The organism is Acidovorax sp. 69 (assembly GCF_002797445.1).
GTDB lineage: Bacteria > Pseudomonadota > Gammaproteobacteria > Burkholderiales > Burkholderiaceae_C > Acidovorax.
Genome location: NZ_PGEP01000001.1, coordinates 3,503,748 through 3,524,520, shown reverse-complemented (window position 1 = coordinate 3,524,520; position 20,773 = coordinate 3,503,748). Strand labels below are relative to the sequence as shown.

General features: G+C 62.1%; 21 protein-coding genes. 5 read left to right on the top strand and 16 right to left on the bottom strand.

Translation table 11 applies throughout. The features are described 5' to 3' along the window. Window positions 1–36: 36 nt before the first annotated feature. Complete coding sequence (gene sdhC / locus CLU85_RS16170) at window positions 37–471, bottom strand: succinate dehydrogenase, cytochrome b556 subunit (protein ID WP_056642487.1); 435 nt, start codon at window positions 469–471, stop codon at window positions 37–39. 134 nt (window positions 472–605) lie between these two features. Continuing rightward, complete coding sequence (locus tag CLU85_RS16165; protein WP_100411154.1) at window positions 606–1,394, bottom strand: GntR family transcriptional regulator; 789 nt, start codon at window positions 1,392–1,394, stop codon at window positions 606–608. A gap of 227 nt (window positions 1,395–1,621) precedes the next feature. Here CLU85_RS16165 and CLU85_RS16160 point away from each other — a divergent pair, with 227 nt between their 5' ends. The 4 genes from CLU85_RS16160 to acnB all read left to right on the top strand — a co-directional run bounded on the left by CLU85_RS16160 (window position 1,622) and on the right by acnB (window position 7,113). Then, a complete protein-coding gene (locus CLU85_RS16160; RefSeq protein ID WP_100411153.1) occupies window positions 1,622–2,608 on the top strand; it encodes a malate dehydrogenase in 987 nt (328 codons plus the stop codon). Window positions 2,609–2,622: 14 nt separating this feature from the next. Continuing rightward, a complete protein-coding gene (locus tag CLU85_RS16155; protein WP_100411152.1) occupies window positions 2,623–3,711 on the top strand; it encodes a CoA ester lyase in 1,089 nt (362 codons plus the stop codon). 32 nt (window positions 3,712–3,743) lie between these two features. Further along, window positions 3,744–4,382 (top strand): hypothetical protein, encoded by a 639-nt coding sequence (locus tag CLU85_RS16150; RefSeq protein ID WP_100411151.1) that lies wholly within the window; start codon window positions 3,744–3,746, stop codon window positions 4,380–4,382. Window positions 4,383–4,521: 139 nt separating this feature from the next. Next, window positions 4,522–7,113, top strand: a complete 2,592-nt coding sequence (acnB, locus tag CLU85_RS16145; RefSeq protein ID WP_100412592.1) for a bifunctional aconitate hydratase 2/2-methylisocitrate dehydratase — start codon at window positions 4,522–4,524, stop codon at window positions 7,111–7,113. 265 nt (window positions 7,114–7,378) lie between these two features. Here acnB and CLU85_RS16140 read toward each other — a convergent pair whose 3' ends face one another. From CLU85_RS16140 to cyoA, 7 genes are all read right to left on the bottom strand, one after another. Continuing rightward, window positions 7,379–7,924, bottom strand: coding sequence for a response regulator transcription factor (locus CLU85_RS16140; RefSeq protein ID WP_100411150.1), 546 nt, complete (start codon window positions 7,922–7,924; stop codon window positions 7,379–7,381). Window positions 7,925–7,928: 4 nt separating this feature from the next. Next, complete coding sequence (locus CLU85_RS16135) at window positions 7,929–9,257, bottom strand: ATP-binding protein (protein ID WP_100411149.1); 1,329 nt, start codon at window positions 9,255–9,257, stop codon at window positions 7,929–7,931. After that, the gene (locus CLU85_RS16130; RefSeq protein ID WP_100411148.1) at window positions 9,238–9,990 is read right to left on the bottom strand and encodes an SURF1 family protein; all 753 of its coding nucleotides are present in this window, start codon (window positions 9,988–9,990) and stop codon (window positions 9,238–9,240) included. The genes CLU85_RS16135 and CLU85_RS16130 overlap by 20 nt, the downstream gene beginning before the upstream one ends. 65 nt (window positions 9,991–10,055) lie before the next feature. Beyond that, entirely contained in the window at window positions 10,056–10,496 is a 441-nt protein-coding gene (gene cyoD, locus CLU85_RS16125; RefSeq protein ID WP_100411147.1) for a cytochrome o ubiquinol oxidase subunit IV, read from the bottom strand. Further along, window positions 10,497–11,129, bottom strand: a complete 633-nt coding sequence (gene cyoC, locus CLU85_RS16120) for a cytochrome o ubiquinol oxidase subunit III (protein ID WP_099657740.1) — start codon at window positions 11,127–11,129, stop codon at window positions 10,497–10,499. After that, window positions 11,122–13,125 (bottom strand): cytochrome o ubiquinol oxidase subunit I, encoded by a 2,004-nt coding sequence (gene cyoB, locus CLU85_RS16115; RefSeq protein WP_100411146.1) that lies wholly within the window; start codon window positions 13,123–13,125, stop codon window positions 11,122–11,124. Before cyoB ends, cyoC begins: the two co-directional genes overlap by 8 nt. Before the next feature lie 8 nt (window positions 13,126–13,133). Next, window positions 13,134–14,201 carry a ubiquinol oxidase subunit II gene (gene cyoA, locus CLU85_RS16110; RefSeq protein WP_100411145.1) on the bottom strand — a complete coding sequence of 356 codons (1,068 nt, stop codon included), beginning with the start codon at window positions 14,199–14,201 and terminating at the stop codon, window positions 13,134–13,136. A gap of 253 nt (window positions 14,202–14,454) precedes the next feature. Between cyoA and CLU85_RS16105 the strand changes: the two genes are divergently transcribed. After that, window positions 14,455–15,795 carry an MFS transporter gene (locus CLU85_RS16105; RefSeq protein WP_100411144.1) on the top strand — a complete coding sequence of 447 codons (1,341 nt, stop codon included), beginning with the start codon at window positions 14,455–14,457 and terminating at the stop codon, window positions 15,793–15,795. Window positions 15,796–15,912: 117 nt separating this feature from the next. Here the strand turns inward: CLU85_RS16105 and tolA are convergent, their stop codons facing one another. From tolA to ribH, 7 genes are all read right to left on the bottom strand, one after another. Continuing rightward, window positions 15,913–16,875, bottom strand: a complete 963-nt coding sequence (tolA, locus tag CLU85_RS16100; RefSeq protein WP_100411143.1) for a cell envelope integrity protein TolA — start codon at window positions 16,873–16,875, stop codon at window positions 15,913–15,915. 20 nt (window positions 16,876–16,895) lie between these two features. Next, window positions 16,896–17,324 carry a biopolymer transporter ExbD gene (locus CLU85_RS16095; protein WP_100411142.1) on the bottom strand — a complete coding sequence of 143 codons (429 nt, stop codon included), beginning with the start codon at window positions 17,322–17,324 and terminating at the stop codon, window positions 16,896–16,898. A gap of 4 nt (window positions 17,325–17,328) precedes the next feature. Further along, complete coding sequence (gene tolQ, locus CLU85_RS16090) at window positions 17,329–18,030, bottom strand: protein TolQ (RefSeq protein ID WP_100411141.1); 702 nt, start codon at window positions 18,028–18,030, stop codon at window positions 17,329–17,331. Further along, window positions 18,027–18,446 (bottom strand): tol-pal system-associated acyl-CoA thioesterase, encoded by a 420-nt coding sequence (ybgC, locus tag CLU85_RS16085; RefSeq protein ID WP_100411140.1) that lies wholly within the window; start codon window positions 18,444–18,446, stop codon window positions 18,027–18,029. The genes tolQ and ybgC overlap by 4 nt, the downstream gene beginning before the upstream one ends. Window positions 18,447–18,452: 6 nt before the next feature. Then, window positions 18,453–19,637 (bottom strand): pyridoxal phosphate-dependent aminotransferase, encoded by a 1,185-nt coding sequence (locus CLU85_RS16080; protein WP_100411139.1) that lies wholly within the window; start codon window positions 19,635–19,637, stop codon window positions 18,453–18,455. Window positions 19,638–19,772: 135 nt separating this feature from the next. Beyond that, window positions 19,773–20,312, bottom strand: coding sequence for a transcription antitermination factor NusB (gene nusB, locus CLU85_RS16075; RefSeq protein WP_100411138.1), 540 nt, complete (start codon window positions 20,310–20,312; stop codon window positions 19,773–19,775). Further along, window positions 20,309–20,773 carry a 6,7-dimethyl-8-ribityllumazine synthase gene (gene ribH, locus CLU85_RS16070; protein ID WP_100411137.1) on the bottom strand — a complete coding sequence of 155 codons (465 nt, stop codon included), beginning with the start codon at window positions 20,771–20,773 and terminating at the stop codon, window positions 20,309–20,311. Before ribH ends, nusB begins: the two co-directional genes overlap by 4 nt.

Below are 20,773 nucleotides of genomic sequence, written 5' to 3'. Positions count from 1 at the left end.
GCGCTGTTTGGCAGCAGCCGCCGTTATATGGATTGATCAGTACAGGCCGAAGAGCTTGGCGCCCAGCACCAGGGCCAACGGGATGCTGATCGCGAGCACGGCCAGTGCCGAGGTCTTGCCAAATTCCTTGTTCACGGCGCTGTGGCTCACGTCCATCCACAGGTGGCGCAGACCGGCGGTGAAGTGGTGCAGGTACGACCAGATCAGTGCCAGTGCCACCAATTTGATGAACCAGCCGGGGACAAAGCCGATGCCGATGCTGAATGCCGCGGTGAACTTGGCGAACGAGATTTCAGACGACACCGAGGTGTCGAACATCCAGATGATGAAAGGCAGCAGCAGGAACATGATCAGCCCGCTGCCGCGGTGCAGGATAGAAACCCACGCTGCAGGTGTCATGCGGTAGGTGGTCAGGTCCTTGAAGGCATTGATGTTGCGGAATTCAGGCCGTTTTTTGGCTAGTTCGGTCATGTCTGGTGCTTTCGTGGATGTAACTGCTTTGTAATTTGAAGATGCAAAGAACGCAAAATTCTATTGCAATGCAACAATCAGGGTTTTGATCCTGTCGGAATATTCGACGTTAATGCTCAGGTGCCAGCCTGTTGTCAGCTCAATTCGTTACGGTAATGGTGGGTGTCGGTGAGGTAGAGCCCGCGGCGTAACTCCATGGGAACGTCGTTGTAGGTGTAAGCCACCCGCTCTACGCTCAGAAGCGGAGTGACCGGGGTGATCTGCAGCAATTGCGCCTGTTCCTCGTCAGGGAGTACGGCACGGATTCTTTCTTCTGCGCGCACCATGCGCACGCCGAAATCCAGTTCGAACATCGCGTAGGTAGGCCCCTGGTAGTTGGCGAGCTGTTCTGCTGTGAGGCCTTTGAAGGCTTGTCCGGGCAGCCAGATGTCTTCGAGGATGGTGGGGGTGCCGGCAAACGACAAAATGCGCCTGGCCTGCATCACGGCATCGCCACTGCGCAACGCCAGAGCGCGAGCGACATCAGCGCTCGCACGCACTCGGCGGCATTCGATCACGCGGCGCTGGGCCGGGCCCTCCACCCTGGCGTCTCCGGTGTTGGGCAGCAACTTCAGGAAGCGGTACTGCACATGCTGCTCGGCGTGGGTGGCTACAAACGTACCTTTGCCCTGCCGACGCATCACGAGGTTCTCGGCCGCCAACTCGTCAATGGCCTTGCGTACCGTGCCCTGGCTCACGCGAAAGCGCGCGGCCAGCTCCATCTCGCTGGGGATTGCTTCACCGGGTTTCCATTCGCCCTGTTGCAGGCTTTGCAGTATCAGGCCCTTGATCTGTTGGTACAGCGGACTGAACGCCGGCGTGGCGGCACCCGCCGCGCCCAAGGATGCGGCAGGGTTGTCGGCGGCGAACGGAAGGGATGACATGGCGAATGGTGTGCGTGGGCTGTGGTGCGGCAGTGCGGTTGCCCCATGACAATCGAACGACAAACGGGTTGCAATCATATCTTATATAAGACATAAGACAAATTGACCGGGGTGCCCAATCGGGGGTAAACTCCAAGGCTGTTTTGCGGGGCACGGGCTGCTGGTAACAGGCGCTGGTGCTTGCGTTGCACTCACACCTGTTTTCCTCACTTCCTGGAGTTTTCACCATGAGCAAGAAGCCTGTTCGCGTAGCCGTCACCGGTGCCGCTGGTCAAATCGGTTACGCCCTGCTGTTCCGTATCGCCTCCGGCGAAATGCTGGGCAAGGACCAGCCGGTCATCCTGCAATTGCTCGAAGTCCCTGTCGAAGGCCCTCAGAAGGCGCTCAAGGGCGTGATGATGGAACTGGACGACTGTGCATTCCCCCTGCTGGTGGAAATGACCGCGCACAGCGACCCGATGACCGCTTTCAAGGATGCCGACTACGCACTGCTGGTCGGCTCGCGTCCCCGTGGCCCAGGCATGGAACGCGCAGAACTGCTGGCCGTCAACGGCGCCATCTTCACGGCACAAGGCAAGGCACTGAACGCCGTGGCCTCGCGCAACGTGAAGGTGCTGGTGGTGGGCAACCCTGCCAATACCAACGCCTACATCGCCATGAAGTCGGCCCCTGACCTGCCACGCAAGAACTTCACCGCCATGCTGCGCCTGGACCACAACCGCGCTGCCAGCCAGATCGCTGCCAAGACCGGCAAGGCCGTGGCCGACATCGAAAAGCTGACCGTCTGGGGCAACCACTCGCCCACGATGTACGCCGACTACCGTTTCGCCACCATCAACGGCGAAAGCGTCGCGACGATGATCAACGACCAGGAATGGAATGCCAATACCTTCCTGCCCACCGTGGGCAAGCGCGGCGCGGCCATCATCGAAGCCCGTGGTCTGTCGTCGGCTGCTTCGGCTGCCAACGCTGCCATTGATCACATGCGCGACTGGGCCCTGGGCACCAACGGCAAGTGGGTCACCATGGGTATTCCTTCGGACGGCCAGTACGGTATCCCCAAGGACACGATGTTTGGCTTCCCTGTGACTTGCGAAAACGGCGAGTACAAGATCGTTGAAGGCCTGGCTATCGATGCGTTCTCGCAAGAGCGCATCAACATCACGCTGGCCGAGCTGCAAGGCGAGCAAGACGGCGTCAAGCACCTGCTGTAAACCAGGCGCACAACATGCAGCCGACGCCATTGGCATCGGGCCTCCGGGTCGCCCAGGCCCCCGCGCAGGGGCAGGGCGCTGCGTTTTCTTCCGCGCAGCCCTCCCGTTCGCACCCTCGTGACGTGCTGTTGGGGGCACAGGCGCAAACAGGCTTCCTGCCGGTGTGCGACCACTACAGCGGTGTGGACGCACGCATGCGCAAAAGCCTGCAGCTGCAGGCCGAGATGACGCAGGAATTCGGTACTTGCGTCTTTGATGTCACCCTCGACTGCGAGGATGGCGCCCCGGTCGGTTTTGAGTCCGAACACGCACGGCTGGTGGCCCGCCTTGCGTTGGATGCAGCGCCCACGGCCCGCGTTGCTGCCCGCGTGCATGCGGTGGACCATCCGGCGTTTGCCAATGATGTCGCCACGATTGCTGGCGAGGCAGGGCACAGGCTCTGCCACATCATGGTGCCCAAGGTCGAGTCCGTGGATGACGTGCTGCGGGTGGAGCGCGCGCTGGAGCGCGTTTCGGCCGCCCAGCTCCCCATTCATGTGTTGATCGAGTCTCCTGCGGCCGTGCATCGGGCCTTTGACATCGCGTCTCACCCCAGGGTGCAAAGTCTGAGCTTTGGCCTCATGGATTTTGTATCGGCCCATGGTGGCGCGATTCCCGCAGAGGGCATGACGTCGGCGGGGCAGTTCTCGCACCCGCTCGTGGTGCGGGCCAAGCTCGAAATTGCCGCTGCCTGCCACGCCCATGGCAAGGTGCCGTCGCATTGTGTGGTGACTGAATTCTCCGATGTCGCAGCCATGCAGGGCGCGGCAGGCCGCGCCGCGCGTGAGTTGGGCTATACCCGCATGTGGAGCATTCATCCTGCGCAGATACGCCCCATCCTGCAGGCCTTTGCGCCGCAGCAGGATGATATCGAAAATGCTTCAAAAATAATAGCAGCTGCTGCACTTGCTGACTGGGCACCCATCAGTTTTGAGGGGGTCTTGCATGACCGGGCCAGTTACCGTTTTTATTGGCAAATTTTGGAGCGCGCCCATAGCACCGGGCGTGCGCTTCCCCCCTCTGTGCGTCCCTGGTTTGACGCACTGACCTTCGTTCCATCGTGAACATTTCGCATTACTTCTACGCGGGACCTCCCATGAAATCCTTCATTGCTTCTGCCCTCATGCTGTTGGCTCCGGCCGTAGTTCTGGCGCAAACGCCTGCGCAACCCGCCGCCAAGTCCGAAACCAAGGCAGCAGCGAAGCCTGTGGCCAAGACCGCGGTCAAATCTGATGCGAAGCCGAGCAAGTCGGCCGCCAAGGCGCCAGCAGCCAAAAAGACAACCGTGGCCAAGTCCGAGCCCACCAGCAGTCGCGCCCAACTCAAGAGCGCCACCAACCAGGTGGCGGCCGGCATCATCGCCGCAGAAGCGGCGCTCTCGCCTGCAGAGCTGGCCATTGCCGAGCGTGTGCACGTGGGCCGCATGCCCTGCGAGCTGGGTGCGTTTGTCACGGTGACAGCCGATTCGGCTGTTCCAGGCCACTTCCATGTAGAAGGCAAGGGCTTCAAGTATTTCATGTCGCCTGTGGTCACCTCCACAGGCACTGTGCGTCTGGAAGACCAGAAGGGCGGCGCCGTCTGGCTGCAGATCGTCAACAAATCCATGTTGATGAACCAGCGCCTGGGTCAGCGTCTGGCGGACGAGTGCATGAGCGCCGAGCAGGTGGTGGTGGCCGAAGCCATCAAGAAGAATCCACCTGCGAGCGTTCTGGAGCCCCTGCCAGTCGCCAAGTAATTCATGGTCATGGGCCAGCCTTGGCAAAGCCTCTTCAGATCCACGAACCCGAACCCCTTTGTGCGTGCCGCGTGATGGCCCTTGAGGCCCTTGCAAACAGGCATGCCGCCCCACTTTAGAACGCAACCGGAGAAAAATGATGTTGAAAGCCTACCGTGACCATGTGGCCGAGCGCGCCGCCCTGGGCATCCCGCCTCTGCCGCTGGAAGCCAAGCAAGTCGCCGAATTGATCGAGCTGATCAAGAGCCCACCCGCTGGTGAAGATGCCTTTCTGCTGGACTTGCTCACGCACCGCGTGCCTCCGGGCGTGGACGATGCGGCCAAGGTCAAGGCCAGCTTCCTGGCAGCCGTCGCGCACGGTGACATCAAGGTGGGCCTGATCTCCAAAGCCAAGGCCACGGAGCTGCTGGGCACCATGGTAGGTGGCTACAACGTGCACCCGCTGATTGAATTGCTGGACGATGCTGATGTGGCCGGTGTGGCCGCAGAGGGCCTGAAGAAGACCCTGCTGATGTTCGACTTCTTCAACGACGTCGCCATCAAGGCCAAGGCGGGCAATGCCAAGGCGCAGGAAGTGATCAAGAGCTGGGCTGATGCCGAGTGGTTCACCACCCGTCCTGAAGTCGAAAAGAAGATCACCGTCACGGTGTTCAAAGTGCCTGGCGAAACCAATACCGACGACCTGTCGCCCGCGCCCGACGCCTGGAGCCGTCCTGACATTCCGCTGCACTACCTGGCCATGCTCAAGAACACCCGCGAAGGCGCGGCGTTCAAGCCCGAAGAAGACGGCAAACGCGGCCCCATGCAGTTCATTGAAGACCTGAAGAAGAAGGGCAACCTCGTGGCCTATGTGGGCGACGTGGTGGGCACGGGCTCCAGCCGCAAGTCGGCCACCAACAGTGTGATCTGGGCCACGGGCCAAGACATTCCATTTGTGCCCAACAAGCGCTTCGGTGGCGTGACGCTGGGCGGCAAGATCGCCCCCATCTTCTTCAACACGCAAGAAGACTCGGGTTCGTTGCCTATCGAGGTGGATGTGTCCAAGCTCGAAATGGGCGATGTGGTCGACATCCTGCCCTACGACGGCAAGATCGTGAAAGACGGCGCAACCGTGGTCGAGTTCAAGCTCAAGAGCGATGTGCTGTTTGACGAAGTGCGCGCTGGCGGTCGTATCAACCTGATCATTGGCCGCTCGCTGACCGCCAAGGCCCGTGAATTCCTGGGTCTGCCTGTTTCCGCACTATTCCGCCTGCCTACAGCGCCTGTGGCGACCAATGCGGGCTTCACGCTGGCGCAGAAGATGGTGGGCCGCGCCGTGGGTCTGCCAGAAGGCCAGGGCGTGCGCCCCGGTACCTATTGCGAACCCAAGATGACCACCGTGGGCTCGCAAGACACCACCGGCCCCATGACCCGCGACGAGTTGAAGGACCTGGCCTGTCTGGGCTTCTCGGCCGATCTGGTCATGCAATCGTTCTGCCACACTGCGGCTTACCCCAAGCCTGTGGACGTGAAGACCCACCGCGAACTACCCGCGTTCATCAGCAATCGTGGCGGCGTGGCACTGCGTCCCGGCGATGGTGTGATCCACAGCTGGCTCAACCGTCTGCTGCTGCCTGACACCGTTGGTACCGGCGGCGACTCGCACACCCGTTTCCCCATCGGTATTTCCTTCCCTGCAGGTTCCGGCCTGGTGGCGTTTGGTGCCGCTACGGGTGTGATGCCTCTGGATATGCCCGAATCGGTGCTGGTTCGCTTCAAGGGCGAAATGCAGCCCGGTGTGACGCTGCGCGACCTCGTGCACGCCATTCCGCTGTACGCCATCAAGGCGGGCCTTCTGACTGTGGCCAAGGCTGGCAAGAAGAACGTCTTCTCGGGCCGCATCCTTGAAATCGAAGGCCTGCCAGACCTGAAGGTCGAGCAAGCGTTTGAACTGTCTGATGCATCCGCAGAGCGTTCTGCTGCCGGTTGCACCATCAAGCTCAACCCAGCGCCCGTCAAGGAATACCTCACCAGCAACGTCGTGCTGATGAAGAACATGATTGCCGACGGCTACGCCGATGCACGCACACTGCAGCGCCGTATCGAAAAGGTGGAAGCATGGTTGGCCAACCCCAACCTGCTCGAAGCCGACAAGGATGCCGAATACGCAGCCGTCATCGAGATCGATCTGGCCGACATCAAGGAACCCATCCTGTGCTGCCCGAATGACCCTGATGATGCCAAGACCCTGTCGGATGTGGCTGGCACCAAGATCGACGAAGCCTTCATCGGCTCGTGCATGACCAACATCGGCCACTTCCGCGCTGCAGCCAAGTTGCTGGGTGGCAGCCGTGACATCCCTGTCAAGCTGTGGGTGGCACCACCGACCAAGATGGACGAGAGCGAGCTGATCAAGGAAGGCCACTACGCCAATTTTGGTGCCGCTGGTGCCCGCACCGAAATGCCCGGCTGCTCGCTGTGCATGGGCAACCAGGCCCAAGTGCGTGAAGGTGCCACGGTGGTGTCTACCTCCACCCGCAACTTCCCCAACCGACTGGGCAAGAACACCAACGTGTTCCTGGCCTCTGCCGAGCTGGCCGCCATTGCGTCCAAGCTGGGCAAGATCCCCACGGTGGCGGAGTACCACGACGCCATGGGCATCGTGAACAAGGACGGTGCCTCGATCTACAAGTACCTGAACTTTGACCAGATCGAAGAGTACGCAGAAGTGGCCAAGGGCGTGGCCGCGTAATTTGTCCCGATTCTCTGTGCTGCGAGAGACGGCCTCGGTGCGAGGTTGATCCTCAAAGCGCCGTGGTCTCTCAGGGCAAACCAAAAAGGGAGCGTGTGTCACGCTCCCTTTTTTTATGGGACCAAGGCCACCGTGTTGCCAACAAGCAAGGCGCCCTTCGCGGCGACATCAAGGCGCTGCTCCGCGAGATCGCTCACGTGCTTGCAAGGGACGGATTCGGCAAACCTCAGGGCGACGGCGAAGGAATGCCATGGCCTCTGCGCCGTCAGCGCACCTGCTTCTTCTCCAGCTTGCGCATGAGGGTGCGACGGTGCATGCCCAGGCGGCGTGCCGCTTCAGAGAGGTTGAAGCCGGTTTCGGCGAGAACCTCGTTGATGCGCTCCCATTCCAGCGTTTTGATTGAGCTGGGCCGATTCGTCAGTTCCACGTCGGTGCTGCCCGCCTTCAGCCCAAAAGCCGCTTCAATGTCGTCGGTGTTGGAAGGCTTTGCGAGGTAGTGACAGGCGCCCAGCTTCACGGCCTCTACGGCGGTGGCAATGCTGGCAAAGCCGGTGAGCACCACGATCAGCATCTCGTCGCTGGCCGCTTGCAGCTTCTGTACGCAGGCAAGGCCGGAGGCTTCACCTTTGAGTTTGAGGTCCACCACGGCATAGCCTGGGGTGTGCTGGGCGAGCAAGATTTCGACCTCAGGCAGGCTTGCAGCTTGCAGCACGCTGTAGCCGCGGCGTTCGAAAGAGCGCGTCAGCGTGCGGGCGAAGGCCTCGTCGTCTTCCACGATCAACAGCAGGCGTTGTTCTTCTTCGGTATCCATGGGGTCAGACGCTGGTTTCAGGCAAGGTGATTGCGGCCAAAGGCAGCTCGATGACGACCTCTGCGCCCCCTTCTGGGCGATTGCGCGCGACCACATTACCCCCCAGCGTGCGCGCTACGTTGAGCACAAGGTACAGGCCCAGTCCACCCCCTGGGCGGTTCTTGGAGGACTGGTAGGGGGTACCCAGTTTGGCCAGCATCTCGGCTGCAAAGCCGGGCCCTGCGTCGGTGACGGTGATGCGCAGTGCGTCGGCGTTGCGGGTGATGGCCAGGCGCACCCAGCGGGGAGAGGCATCGCGTGCATTGTCCAGCACATTGAAAATCATCTGCTTGAGCGTGGTGTCAGACACCATGGGGGTATCACTGCCAAAATCGTTGTCGTAGACAAACTGCGGCATGGAACGGGTGTTGTGCCACTCGTTGGCCAATGCATCTACAAAGGTGCATACAGTGGTTTGTACCGAAGCTTCTCCGCGCGTCTCCCCAGCCGATAGCAGAATGCCGCTCACGATGCTTTTGCAGCGTTGCACCTGCGTTTGCATTTCGCCAATGTCTTCTTGGAGTGAGGCGCTCGCGGCAAGGTGCTTGTCGTGCTGCCAGTCCCCCAGGATCACGGCCAGTGTGGACAGGGGGGTGCCCAATTCGTGCGCGGCGCCCGAGGCCAGCAGGCCCATCCGCACAATATGCTCCTCTTCCACGCGGCGCCTGCGTGCTGCGGCCAGGCGTGCATCGCGCTCGCGCAGGTTGAGGTTGATGCGTGTGATGAAGACCATCACCAGCGTGGCGTTGAGCACAAAACAGACCAGCAATCCGAGCACATACAGGCTCGACAGGCCCTGGTGCAGGTCCTGGGGGAGCGGCAAGGGCAGGTGATGTGTTGCCAACGCTCCAAAGCACAAGATCGTGATGATCACAATCGACCAGATGTAGGCACCGCGCAGCAGGACGGCGCCCAGCGTGATCTGCAAAAGATACAGAAACACAAACGGGTTGCTGGTGCCGCCACTCAGATAGAGCTGCACTGTGAGTACAGCCACGTCGATCAGCAGCGCCAGGAATAGCTCCACATTGCGCACCGCACGGCCCGTGCGCAGTCGCAGCAGGCTCACCACGTTGAACACCGCCAGGCAACCCACCACCAGCAACATTTCGCGCAGCGGCAACTTCAGGCCCAGGCTGTAGTGAGCCATCTCGATGGTGAACACTTGTCCAACCACGGCAATCCAGCGCAGTTCAATGAGTTGCTGCAGATTCTTGATACCTGCCGCAGCGTCGGCTGAGCGCGTATTGCGCTGCGGTGCGGGTAAGGGGGTCTCAGTGCGAAGGGTGGTCATCGGGAGTGGTCTGGCTGGCAAGGCCGCTCTGGCGGCGCTCGTAGCGTGCCACATACCAGCCCGCCCCCGCAACCATGAGGGCCAGGCCGTACCAGGTCAGGGCGTACACCAGATGGCTGTTGTGAAATCGGATGACCGTCAGGCCCGGGCGGGGCCAGGTGGTGGCGGAACCGGTGCCATCCGAGGTGCCGGGAAGACCCGCGTCCACGAAGAAGGGGGCTGCATTGGATAGCCGCAGTGTCTGGCTGATGGCCGCTACGTCGCGGGAGTACCAGCGTTGCTGTGCGGGCGCGTTGGTGCGAAGAAAGCCTCCGTCCGGCTCCGTCATGCGCAACAGCCCCAGCACTTCTATCGGAAGGTCTGTGGGAGTGGGGCTCGCCATCCATTGCAGGCGCTGCTCCTGCGGTACAAAGCCACGGTTCACAAGTATTTGGGTGCCGTTGTCCTGTTGCAGCGCAGTGATGACCCAAAAACCAGCGCCGAGATCTGTGACCGCCTGTGTGAGCACGGTCTTGTCGCCGAGCCAGCGCCCTTGCAGGCGGATGGGCAGGTATTCATGATCGACAGCATTGACCTCGCCCCAGCGGTGGGGTGGGGGAGGGGCTAGCGGAGTCGCGTGTACGCGCTGCTCCACCCGCTCGACGAGCGCCAGCTTCCAGGCACGGCGCTGAACCTGCCAGGTTCCCAGCGCTAGAAAACCCAAAAACAGAGCGATGCCCACCACCACAAGCACCCCTTGGTGTCGCCAATGGGTGGCGGTGGCAGGTGCGCCTGTGGCAGGGGGTGGCGTGACCGGTGTCAAGGCGTGGAGTGCCCCGGTGCTTCATGCACCGGTGGTGTCGGGGTGGGGTGCTCCGGCATCATGTTGGCGTTCATGTGGAACATCACCCACAGCGTGCCGGTGATGGCGATGGCGACAAACACCACGGTGAAGATGGTGGACAACAACGTCCAGCCGCCTTCCACCTTGCCGTTCATGTGCAGGAAGCACACCATGTGCACCAGGATCTGCACCACGGCAAAGCCACCGAGCACCAGCACGGCGGTGTTGCGATCGGCTATCACCTTGGACATGACCAGCCAGAAGGGAATGGCCGTGAGGATGATGGACAGTACGAAGCCGACCATGTAGCCCGAGAAGGTGCTGTGCGGGCCGCTGTCGCTGTGGTGGTCGTGGTGGTCATCGTGCCCGCCATGCCCATGGGCTGCGTGGGCGTGTGTTGTGTGTTGTGCGCTCATTTACAGCACCCCCATCAGGTACACAAAGGTGAATACGCCGATCCAGACCACATCCAAGAAGTGCCAGAACATGGACAGGCACATAAGGCGGCGGTTGTTCTCGGGGATCAGGCCGTGCTTGTTGATCTGCAGCATCAGCACCACCAGCCAGACCAGGCCGAAGGTGACGTGCAAGCCGTGGGTGCCCACCAGCGTGAAGAAGGCCGACAGGAAGGCGCTGCGCTGAGGGCCTGCGCCCTGGTGGATCAGATGCTGGAACTCGTACAGCTCCAGCCCCAGAAAGCACAGACCAAACAGGCCCGTGATGCCCAGCCACAGCAGTGTGCCTTTGACGTCGCCCAGCTGTTTGCGCAGCATGGCAAAGCCGAAGGTGATGGACGACAACAGCAGGAAGGCCGTGTTGATGGCCACCAGAGGCAGGTCAAACAGCTGGGCGCCGGTGGGGCCGGCTGCATAGCTGCGGCCCAGCACGCCGTAAGTGGCAAACAGGGCGGCAAAGATGAGGCAGTCGCTCATCAGGTACAGCCAGAAGCCCAGGGCGGTGCCGTTTTCGGGATGGGGCTCGTGCGCGAGGTGGTACTCGCGCGGGGCCAGGGCGCCTGCGGCGCCCGCTTGGATGCGGATATCAGACATGGCGTGCGAGTTGGAGTGTGCGGGCTTCTTCGGTGGCAATCACTTCGGAGGCAGGGATGTAGAAGTCACGCTTGTAGTTGAAGGTGTGGATGATGGCGGCGAGCACCACCGCCGCAAACGACACGCCTGCCAGCAGCCACATGTGCCAGATCAGCGCAAAGCCGAACACCAGCGACAGGGCCGAGATGACCACCCCCGCGCCTGTGTTGGCAGGCATGTGGATGGGCGTAAAGCCAGTGAGCGGCCGCTGGTAGCGGTGCTTCTTCATGTCCCACCAGGCGTCGATTTCGTGCACCACGGGGGTGATTGCAAAGTTGTAGTCGGGTGGGGGTGAAGAGGTGGCCCATTCCAGCGTGCGGCCACCCCAGGGGTCGCCGGTCCAGTCGCGCAGCTGCTCGCGCTTCAAGTAGCTCACCACCAGCTGAATGATGAAACAGCCAATACCGGCAGCGATCATCGCCGCGCCCAGCGCGGCGATGACGAACCAGATCTGCAGCGACTGGTCTTCAAAGTGGTTGGCACGGCGGGTGACACCCATCAGGCCCAGCACATACAGCGGCGTGAACGCCACCCAGAAGCCGACCAGCCACAGCCAGAAGGAGTACACGCCCCAGGTGCGGTCCAGCTTGTAGCCAAACGCCTTGGGGAACCAGTAGTTGATGCCCGCGAACATGGCAAACACCACGCCGCCGATGATCACGTTGTGGAAGTGGGCGATCAGGAACAGGCTGTTGTGCAGCACGAAGTCGGCCGGGGGCACCGCCAGCAGCACGCCGGTCATGCCGCCGATGGCGAACGTCACCATGAAGGCCACGGTCCACATCATGGGCAGCTCAAAGCGGATGCGGCCCTTGTACATGGTGAACAGCCAGTTGAAGATCTTCGCGCCCGTCGGGATCGAGATGATCATGGTCGTGATACCGAAGAAGGTATTCACGCTCGCACCTGAGCCCATGGTGAAGAAGTGGTGCAGCCACACCAGGTACGACAGGATGGTGATACACACCGTGGCGTACACCATGGAGGTGTAGCCAAACAGGCGCTTCTTGCTGAACGTGGCAACCACTTCGGAGAACACGCCGAAGGCGGGCAGCACCAGGATGTACACCTCCGGGTGACCCCAGATCCAGATCAGGTTCACGTAGAGCATGGGGTTGCCGCCCAGCTCGTTGGTGAAGAAGTTGGTACCCACGTAGCGGTCCAGCGACATCAATACCAGGGCGGCCGTCAGCACCGGGAAGGAAGCGACGATCAGCGCGTTGGTGCACAGAGCGGTCCAGGTGAAGACGGGCATCTTCATCAGGCTCATGCCCGGCGCACGCATCTTGATGATGGTGACGATCAGGTTGATGCCCGAGAGCGTGGTGCCCACCCCCGCGATCTGCAGCGCCCAGATGTAGTAATCGAGCCCGGTGCTGGGGCTCTGCGCCCCCAGGTTGGACAGCGCCAGCCAGCCTGAGGTGGAGAACTCACCCAGGAACAGCGACACCATCACCAGCACCGCGCCGGCCGTGGTCATCCAGAAGCTGAAGTTGTTCAGGAACGGGAAGGACACATCGCGCGCGCCGATTTGCAGCGGCACCAGGTAGTTCATCAGCCCGGTGACCAGAGGCATGGCCACGAAGAAAATCATGATCACGCCGTGGGCGGTGAAGATCTGGTCGTAGTGGTGCGGCGGCAGGTAACCCATGTTGTCGCCAAAGGCCATGGCCTGCTGCAGCCGCATCATGGCAGCGTCGGCAAAGCCACGCAGCAGCATCACGATGCCCAGGATCATGTACATGATCCCGATCTTTTTGTGGTCAATGCTGCAGATCCAGTCGCGCCACAAGGGGCCCCACAGGCGGAACTTGGTGATGCCAGCGACAACAGCAAGACCGCCCAGCACGACGGCGATGAAGGTCCACAGCACGATGGGCTCATGTGCCATGGGCACAACGTCCCAGCTCAGGCGGCCCAGCGCCCAGTGGGCGGGAGTTACGTTTTCGGAGGTCATAGCGAGGCTCATTGGCGGATGCTGGCGCCGGAGGTTGGTGCCGGTGCGTTACGGGTTTCAAGCGCTGCCACCACTTGGGCTGCGTTTTGTGCGTTGCACACGTCCTGTGGCAGGTTCAGGCCCGCAGCGCGCACATAGGCGTCGCCGCCCTGGGCGTCGATGGCCATCATGTGGTGCATGCACATCTTTCCGTCTTCCACGCAGCGGTTGAGCACCTTGTCGTACAGGCCCTCTTCCACCGACGCAAAGCGCTGCACGGGATCACGTTCGCTGGGCTTGACGAGGTTCAGGTAGGAGCCCTTGTTCAGGGGCTTGCCCTCGGTCTTGGCTTTTTGAACCCACTGGGCAAAGTCCGCGTTGCTCAGGCCGTGGAACTTGAACGTCATGCCCGAGAAGCCCGCGCCGCTGTAGTGCGACGACATGCCATTGAACACGCCAGGCTTGTTGATCACGGCGTTCAGCTCGGTCTGCATGCCGGGCATGGCGTAGATCATGCCGGCCAGGTCGGGCACGTAGAACGCGTTCATCGTGGATGTGGCAGTGAGCTTGAACAGGATGGGGCGGTCCACTGGTGCTGCCAGTTCGTTCACCGTGGCAATGCCTTGCTCTGGGTAGAAGAACAGCCACTTCCAGTCCATCGCCACCACCTGCACCTCCAGGGGCTTGACGTTGGCGTCCAGGGGGCGCTGGGCGTCGATGCGGTCCAGGGGACGGTAGGGGTCGAGCTTGTGGGTGCCGATCCAGGTCAGGGCACCCAGGGCAATGATGATGAGCAGTGGCACCGTCCAGATCACCAGCTCCAGGGTGGTGGAGTGGTGCCACTCGGGGTCGTAGTCGGCCTCGGTGTTGGCGGTGTTCGACTGGCGGTACTTCCAGGCGAAGAACAGGGTGAGGGCGATCACCGGCACGATGATGATGAGCATCAACAGCGTGGCGGTGATGACCATCTGGCCCTGTTGGGCGGCAATGTCACCGGCCGGGTTGAGTACGACAGCCTTGCTACAGCCGGCAAGGCTGCCCAGGGCGGCGATAGCGGCCAGCCAGGTGGGCCCGCGGAAGTGGGGGAGTTTGAGCATGTGGAGAGCGCAAGCAGAGCGTTTGGTCGAGGGTAAACGCGAATAACAGAATGCCAGAGAATGTAATATGGCTAGCTTTTTTGTCCATTGGACATTTTGTCCAAGGTCAAAGAGGAATGCCCTGAAGGGGTGCAATTCAGGGGAAAAGCAGGGTTTGTCCTGCCATCGACCTAGTGAAAGCGCACTTGTCGCCGCGTGCACTTGCGTGTAGAACGAAGTTGTCTTATCTACACAACGACAAGGAGCCCTGTTCATGAGCAGCCCCGCCTCTGCCACTTACCCTGCGGTCGGTTTTGAAGAAAGCCCCGCCTCTCTCTCGCGGGCTGACACGCATGAAGATGTGACCCCCAGCGAAATCGCTGTGGGTGTGATCATCGGACGCTCGTCCGAGTATTTCGACTTCTTCGTTTTCGGGATCGCCTGTGTTCTCGTCTTCCCGTCTCTCCTGTTTCCGTTCCTGTCGCGCCTGGATGGAACGCTGATGTCATTTGCGCTGCTGGCCGTGGCCTTCGTGGTCCGGCCCGTGGGCACTGCCGTGTCCATGGCCATTCAGCGCAGCTGGGGGCGTGGCACCAAGCTGACGATTGCGCTCTTCTTGCTGGGTGTGTGCACGGTGGGAATGGCCTTTTTGCCCAGCTACAAGGACGTGGGCCTGACCGCAGTGGTGGCGCTGCTGATTCTGCGCATCGGGCAGGGGCTGGCATTGGGCGGGTCGTGGGACGGGTTGCCGTCGCTGTTGGCCATGTCGGCCCCCAAAGATCGCCGAGGCTGGTACGCCATGATCGGCCAGTTGGGCGCACCGGTCGGTTTTGTGTTGGCAGCGAGCCTGTTTGCTTATCTGTACAGCAGCCTCACGGTGCAGGAGTTTCTGGCCTGGGGCTGGCGTTACCCCTTCTTCGTGGCTTTTGCCGTGAATGTGGTGGCGCTTTTCGCCCGCCTGAGGCTGGTGGTGGGGCAGTCGTATTCCGAGTTGCTGCAGGACCGTGAACTGCAACCGGTGCCGGTCAGCCGCGTGGTGCGGGACGAAGGCAGCAATGTGCTGCTGGGCGCATTTGCGGCTTTGGCGAGCTTTGCGCTGTTTCACCTCGTCACTGTGTTTCCGCTGTCGTGGATCACTTTGTATTCAGACCAACCCGTGACGCAGGTTCTGGGCGTACAGATTGTGGGGGCCTTCCTGGCGGCGGGCGCTATCATGGTGTCCGGCTGGCTGTCAGACCATTTGGGACGCCGCAAGCTGCTGGGTGGTATGGCGGTGCTGATCGGGTTGTTCAGCTTCATGGCACCGGTGCTGCTTAACTCCGGCGAAGTGGGCAGCACCATGTTCCTGCTGCTGGGTTTTGTGCTGCTGGGCCTGTCGTATGGCCAGGCATCTGGCACGGTGACGGCCAATTTCTCGCCCCAATACCGCTACACAGGCGCCGCCCTGTCGGCCGACCTGGCGTGGATCATCGGTGCCGCGTTTGCGCCCCTGGTGGCCCTGTACCTGTCGTCCCAGTTCGGGTTGCTGGCGGTAACGGTGTACCTGTTGTCCGGCGTCGCCTGCACACTGGGTGCGCTGAACCTGAACCGCCGCATGGAGCGGCGTGATCGGTAAGCATGGTTGGGTTTTGCTACTTAATCAATAGCTGCTTGCGCATGTTTCTCAAGCGCTAGAGGCCAAAAAGACTAAAAAACAAGCGCCCGGTATTGCCGGGCGCTTTGTTTTTGGGGATCAGTCCTGTGGCCTGAAGCCGATGGTCAGTGAAGACGGCACGCGCCCATCCACATCGCGCGGCAGGGTCTCGGTTTTGTCCAGGGCGCGCAGTACAGCGTCGTCCCAGGACTTGTTGCCGCTTGACTGCACAAGGCGCTTGCCCACGATGGTGCCGTCGGGTGAGAGGCGCACCTCCACCTCCGCACGTGGGTTGCCCGAGATCGCATCGGGGTACACGATGTTGGGCTTGACCTTGGCCGCCACCTTGCCACCGTAGCTGCCCGAGGGGCCGGCGCTGCGTTGGGCTGTCCCTGTGGCGTTCTCGCCTCCTGTGGCCCCCGCCATGCCCTGGATGCGGCGCAGGTTGGCCTCGCGCTGCTCGGCCAACTGCTTGGCCTCGGTCTCGGATTTGCGCTTGGCGGTTTCTTCCGCCTTGCGCTTGTCATCTGCCAGCTTCTTCTGCTTGTCCTGCTCCGCCTTCTTCTGCTCGGCCAGTTGTTTCTCTCGCAGGTCCTTCTCTTTTTCTTTTTCCTTTTGCAGGCGTTCTTTCTTCTCTTGCTCCAGGCGGTCGCGGCGTTCGTCTTCCTTGCGCTCGCGTTCGCGCTTTTCACGCTCCTGCTGCTGCTCGCGGGTCTTCTTTTCCTGCTCCAGGCGCTTCTTCTCGCGCTCGATGGCGATGTCGGCCTCGCGCGTGTCGGGCGGCTGCGCGGCGCGGATGGGGGGCGTAGGGGGCGGGGGAGGGGTGACCTGCTGCACCGGCGGTGGCGGTGGGGGCTCCACGGCGCGCGGGGCCGCCTGGGTCGGCACGGCGGCCCACAGTTCAGCCTCTACGGCAGGCTGGTCGGCAGTGTTCTTCCAGTTCACGCCCCAGGTCAGCGCACCGATCAGCGCCGCATGCACGAGCACCGCCAGCGTGATGGCGCGCAGCCGTGCCGGAGGGCGCGGAGGGGCAAACTGTTCGCGGTCGTTGTGGGCTTGCATGGGTTCAGTAAAGCGAGTCTTCAACTGCTCTGCTTGACTTCAAGCGCAACCCTATCGACTCCAGCTTTCTTCAACACGCCAAGCGTCTTCATCACGGTTTCATAGGAGAGATCTTTGTCGGCGCTCAAGAGAATGCCGCTGTCTTTGTCCTTGCTTTGCGCTTGCTGCCAACGGAGCGCTGCGGGACCCACCTCGGTCGATCTCAAAGTGACGGTTGCGTCGCGCGTCTTCAGTTGAATCGAGCCGTCTTTGTTGAGGATGACGCGGGCAATATTGGCTGGGGGTTTTTGTGAAACCCCTGCGCTTGGCATGTTGATGGCACCGGGTGTGAGCATGGGTGCGGTCACCATGAAGATGATGAGCAGCACCAGCATCACATCAATGAAGGGCACCATATTGATCTCGTTGATGGTGCGGCGGCCCCGGCCGCGGGATGCCATGGCGGGCATGGTGTCAGTGCCCCGAGGCGGAATTGGCCTGAGCGCCCAGGTTGCGCTGCAGGATGTTGGAGAACTCCTCGATGAAGGTCTCCTGGTGTGTGGCCACGCGGTCGATGTCGCGGGCAAAGCGGTTGTAGGCGATCACGGCGGGGATGGCGGAAAACAGGCCGATGGCGGTAGCGACCAGCGCTTCGGCAATGCCGGGGGCCACGGTGGCCAGCGTGACCTGCTCCATGCCCGCAAAACCGGTGAACGCGTGCATGATGCCCCACACGGTGCCGAACAGGCCCACATAGGGTGATACCGAGCCCACCGAAGCGAGGAAAGACAGGCTGGACTCGACCACATCCATCTCGCGCTGGAAGCTCGCGCGCATGGCACGGCGGGCGCCGTCGAGCAGGGTGCCGGGGTCTGCGATGCGGCGCTCGCGCAGCTTCTGGTATTCGCGCATGCCACTGGCAAAGATGCGTTCCATGGGACCGGCCTGCTTGGCGTTTTGGGCGGCGCTGGCATACAGGTCGTTGAGGCTGGTGCCCGACCAGAACTCGCGTTCGAAATCTTCGTTCAGGGTCTTCACGCGCTTCAGGGCGAACAGCTTGCGGAAGATCGCCGCCCAGCTGGCCACCGACACACCCAAGAGCAGCAGCATGACGAGTTGCACCACCCAGCTGGCGTGCAGCACCAGGGAGATGATGGACATGTTTTGGGAGTTCATGGTGTGAGTTGTTCCAGAAGAGGGCTCGGAATTCTTGCAGGGCGCATGGTGGTGGCATCAACCCATCCGATGCGGATGGTGCCTTCGGTCAGCAGCAACGGGGCTTTTTCGGTTGTCTGCTCTGGTTTCAGGAGCGCGCGCTGCACTATTGTCAACGATGCGCGTCCCGAGGCCTGCAGGGCGGCGGTAACAATCAGTTCGTCATCCAGCCGTGCGGGCCGGTGGTAGCGCAGCTGGGCATCGGTTACGACAAACATGCCGCCGGTTTGTTCCCGCAATCGCTGCTGGCCCACGCCCAGTGAGCGCAGCCATTCGGTGCGGGCGCGCTCAAAGAACTTGAGGTAGTTGGCATAGAACACGATGCCGCCAGCATCGGTGTCTTCCCAATAAACGCGGATCGGAAACTCAAACGCCATGCCGCGTTACCCGAGGAGCTTGCGCAGCCGCGCCACCGACTCCTCCAGTTGCGCCATGGAGTTGGCGGTGGAGAAGCGGATGAAGCGCTCAGGTTCTGCCGTGCCAAAGTCGCGCCCTGGCGTCACAGCGATGTGGGCGCGGCGCATGACTTCAAAGGCGAAGTCCCAGCTGCCGTTCACGCCGAGCTGCTGTGCGGCCTGCGTGCAGTCGGCCCAGGCGTAGAACGCGCCGTCGGGCATCACGGGCACCGTGAGGCCCAGCGACTGCAGCGCCGGGATGAAGAAGTCGCGCCGGGCCTTGAACTCGGCGCGGCGGCGTTCGTATTCGGCGATGCTCTCGGCCTCGAAGCAGGCCAGCGCCGCGTGTTGCGACACGGTGCTGGCGCAGATGAAGAGGTTCTGTGCCAGGCGCTCGACCACAGGCACCATGGCCTCGGGCACCACCATCCAGCCCAGGCGCCAGCCGGTCATGTTGAAGTATTTGCTGAAGCTGTTGATGCTGATGATGTGGTTGTCGATGGCCAGTGCCGTGTGGCCGAACTCTTCTTCGTATGACAGGCCCAGGTAGATCTCATCGATCATCGTGATGCCGTCGTGCGCGCGCACCACGTCGTGGATGCGGCGCAGCTCGTCGGGCGCGATGGAGGTGCCCGTGGGGTTGGAGGGCGAGGCCAGCAGCACGCCCCGGGTTTTCTCCGTCCAGGCGGCGCGCACCTTGTCGGCGCTGAGCTGATAGCGCTCGGCCGCCGTGGTGGGCAGCAGCACGGCCCGGCCTTCTGCGGCGCTCACGAAGTGGCGGTTGCAGGGGTAGCTGGGGTCGGGCATCAGGATCTCGTCGCCCGACTCGATGAGCGCCAGGCACGCCAGTTGCAGTGCGGCCGATGCACCGGCCGTCACCACGATGCGGCGCGCGGGCACCTGAACGCCAAATCGGCTCTGGTACCAGCCGCTGATGCGCTCGCGCAGGGCATCGAGGCCCAGGGCGTTGGTGTACTGCGTGGCGCCACTGTGTACGGCGCGGGCCGCGGCTTCCTGCACCAGCGGGGGGGCGGTGAAGTCGGGTTCGCCAATGTTCAGGAAAATCATGGGCTCGCGCGTACCCGCCACCTCGCGGGCCAGGGCTTGTGCGGCCTTGGCGACTTCCATCACATAGAACGGTTCAATGCGCTCGGCGCGCGTGGAAAACTTCATGGAAAGGCATCCTGCCCGCGTTGGCCGGGCGTTGCTCAAGATTGCTGGGGGGGCTTGGTCGCCGTCTTTGGCAAGACGGGACGGAGACTTCGTGGCTCGGGGAGAGGCGCTCTCCGGCGCCTGCCCGTGCCCTGGTCAGGTGGCTGCTGCCCCCGAGGCCTTGTCGGCGGCCACTTCCAGCGCGCGCAGTTGCGGGGCCAGGCCGTTGAGCACGGCGTTCACGTACTTGTGGCCGTCGGTGCCGCCAAATTCCTTGGTCAGCTCGATACATTCATTGAGCACTACGCGCCATGGCACGTCCAGGCAGTGCTGGAACTCATACACGCCGATCCACATCGTGGCGTGCTCGATGGGCGAGATCTCGGCCATCTTGCGGTCCAGCAGTGGGGTGATCAGCGCGTCCAGTTCGGCGGCGTTGCCGATACAGCCGTGCAGCAGCGCGTCGTAGTGCACCGAGTCGGCTTTGTGAAAGCCCGCCAGATCCCGCGTGAAGGCATCGATGGCCGACGCGTCGTTGCCGCCCACCAGGTGCTGGTAGAGCGCCTGCAGCGCGAACTCGCGTGCGCGGCTGCGGTTGGACTTGGATGCGGCCTTGCGCGTGCCCGTGCTCTTGAGCCCGGTGCGGACTTGTTTGGGCGGGCGTTCGGAAGAGGGGGTGGGGGTGTTTTCGCTCATGACAGTTCGTCCAGCAGGTTGGCCATTTCCACCGCAACGCGGGCCGCATCGGTGCCTTTTTCGGTCTGGCGGGCAATGGCCTGATCGAGGTTCTCGGTGGTGATGATGGCGTTGGCGATCGGTATCTGGTAGTCCAGCGACAGGCGGGTCACACCTGCACCGGATTCGTTGGCCACCAGCTCGAAGTGGTAGGTCTCGCCACGGATGATGCAGCCCAGCGCGATCAGCGCGTCGAACTCATCGCTTTCGGCCATGGCCTGCAAGGCCACCGGTACTTCCAGCGCGCCGGGCACCAGCACATGCTTGATGTGCTTTTCCTGCACACCCAGGGCCAACAGCTCGGCGCGGCAGGCCCCCGCCAGCGTGTTGGTGATGCTTTCATTGAAGCGGGCCTGCACGATGCCGATGTGCAGCTTCTTGCCGTCCAGCTTGTCCGCTGTTCCTTTTTCTGCGCCAAACAT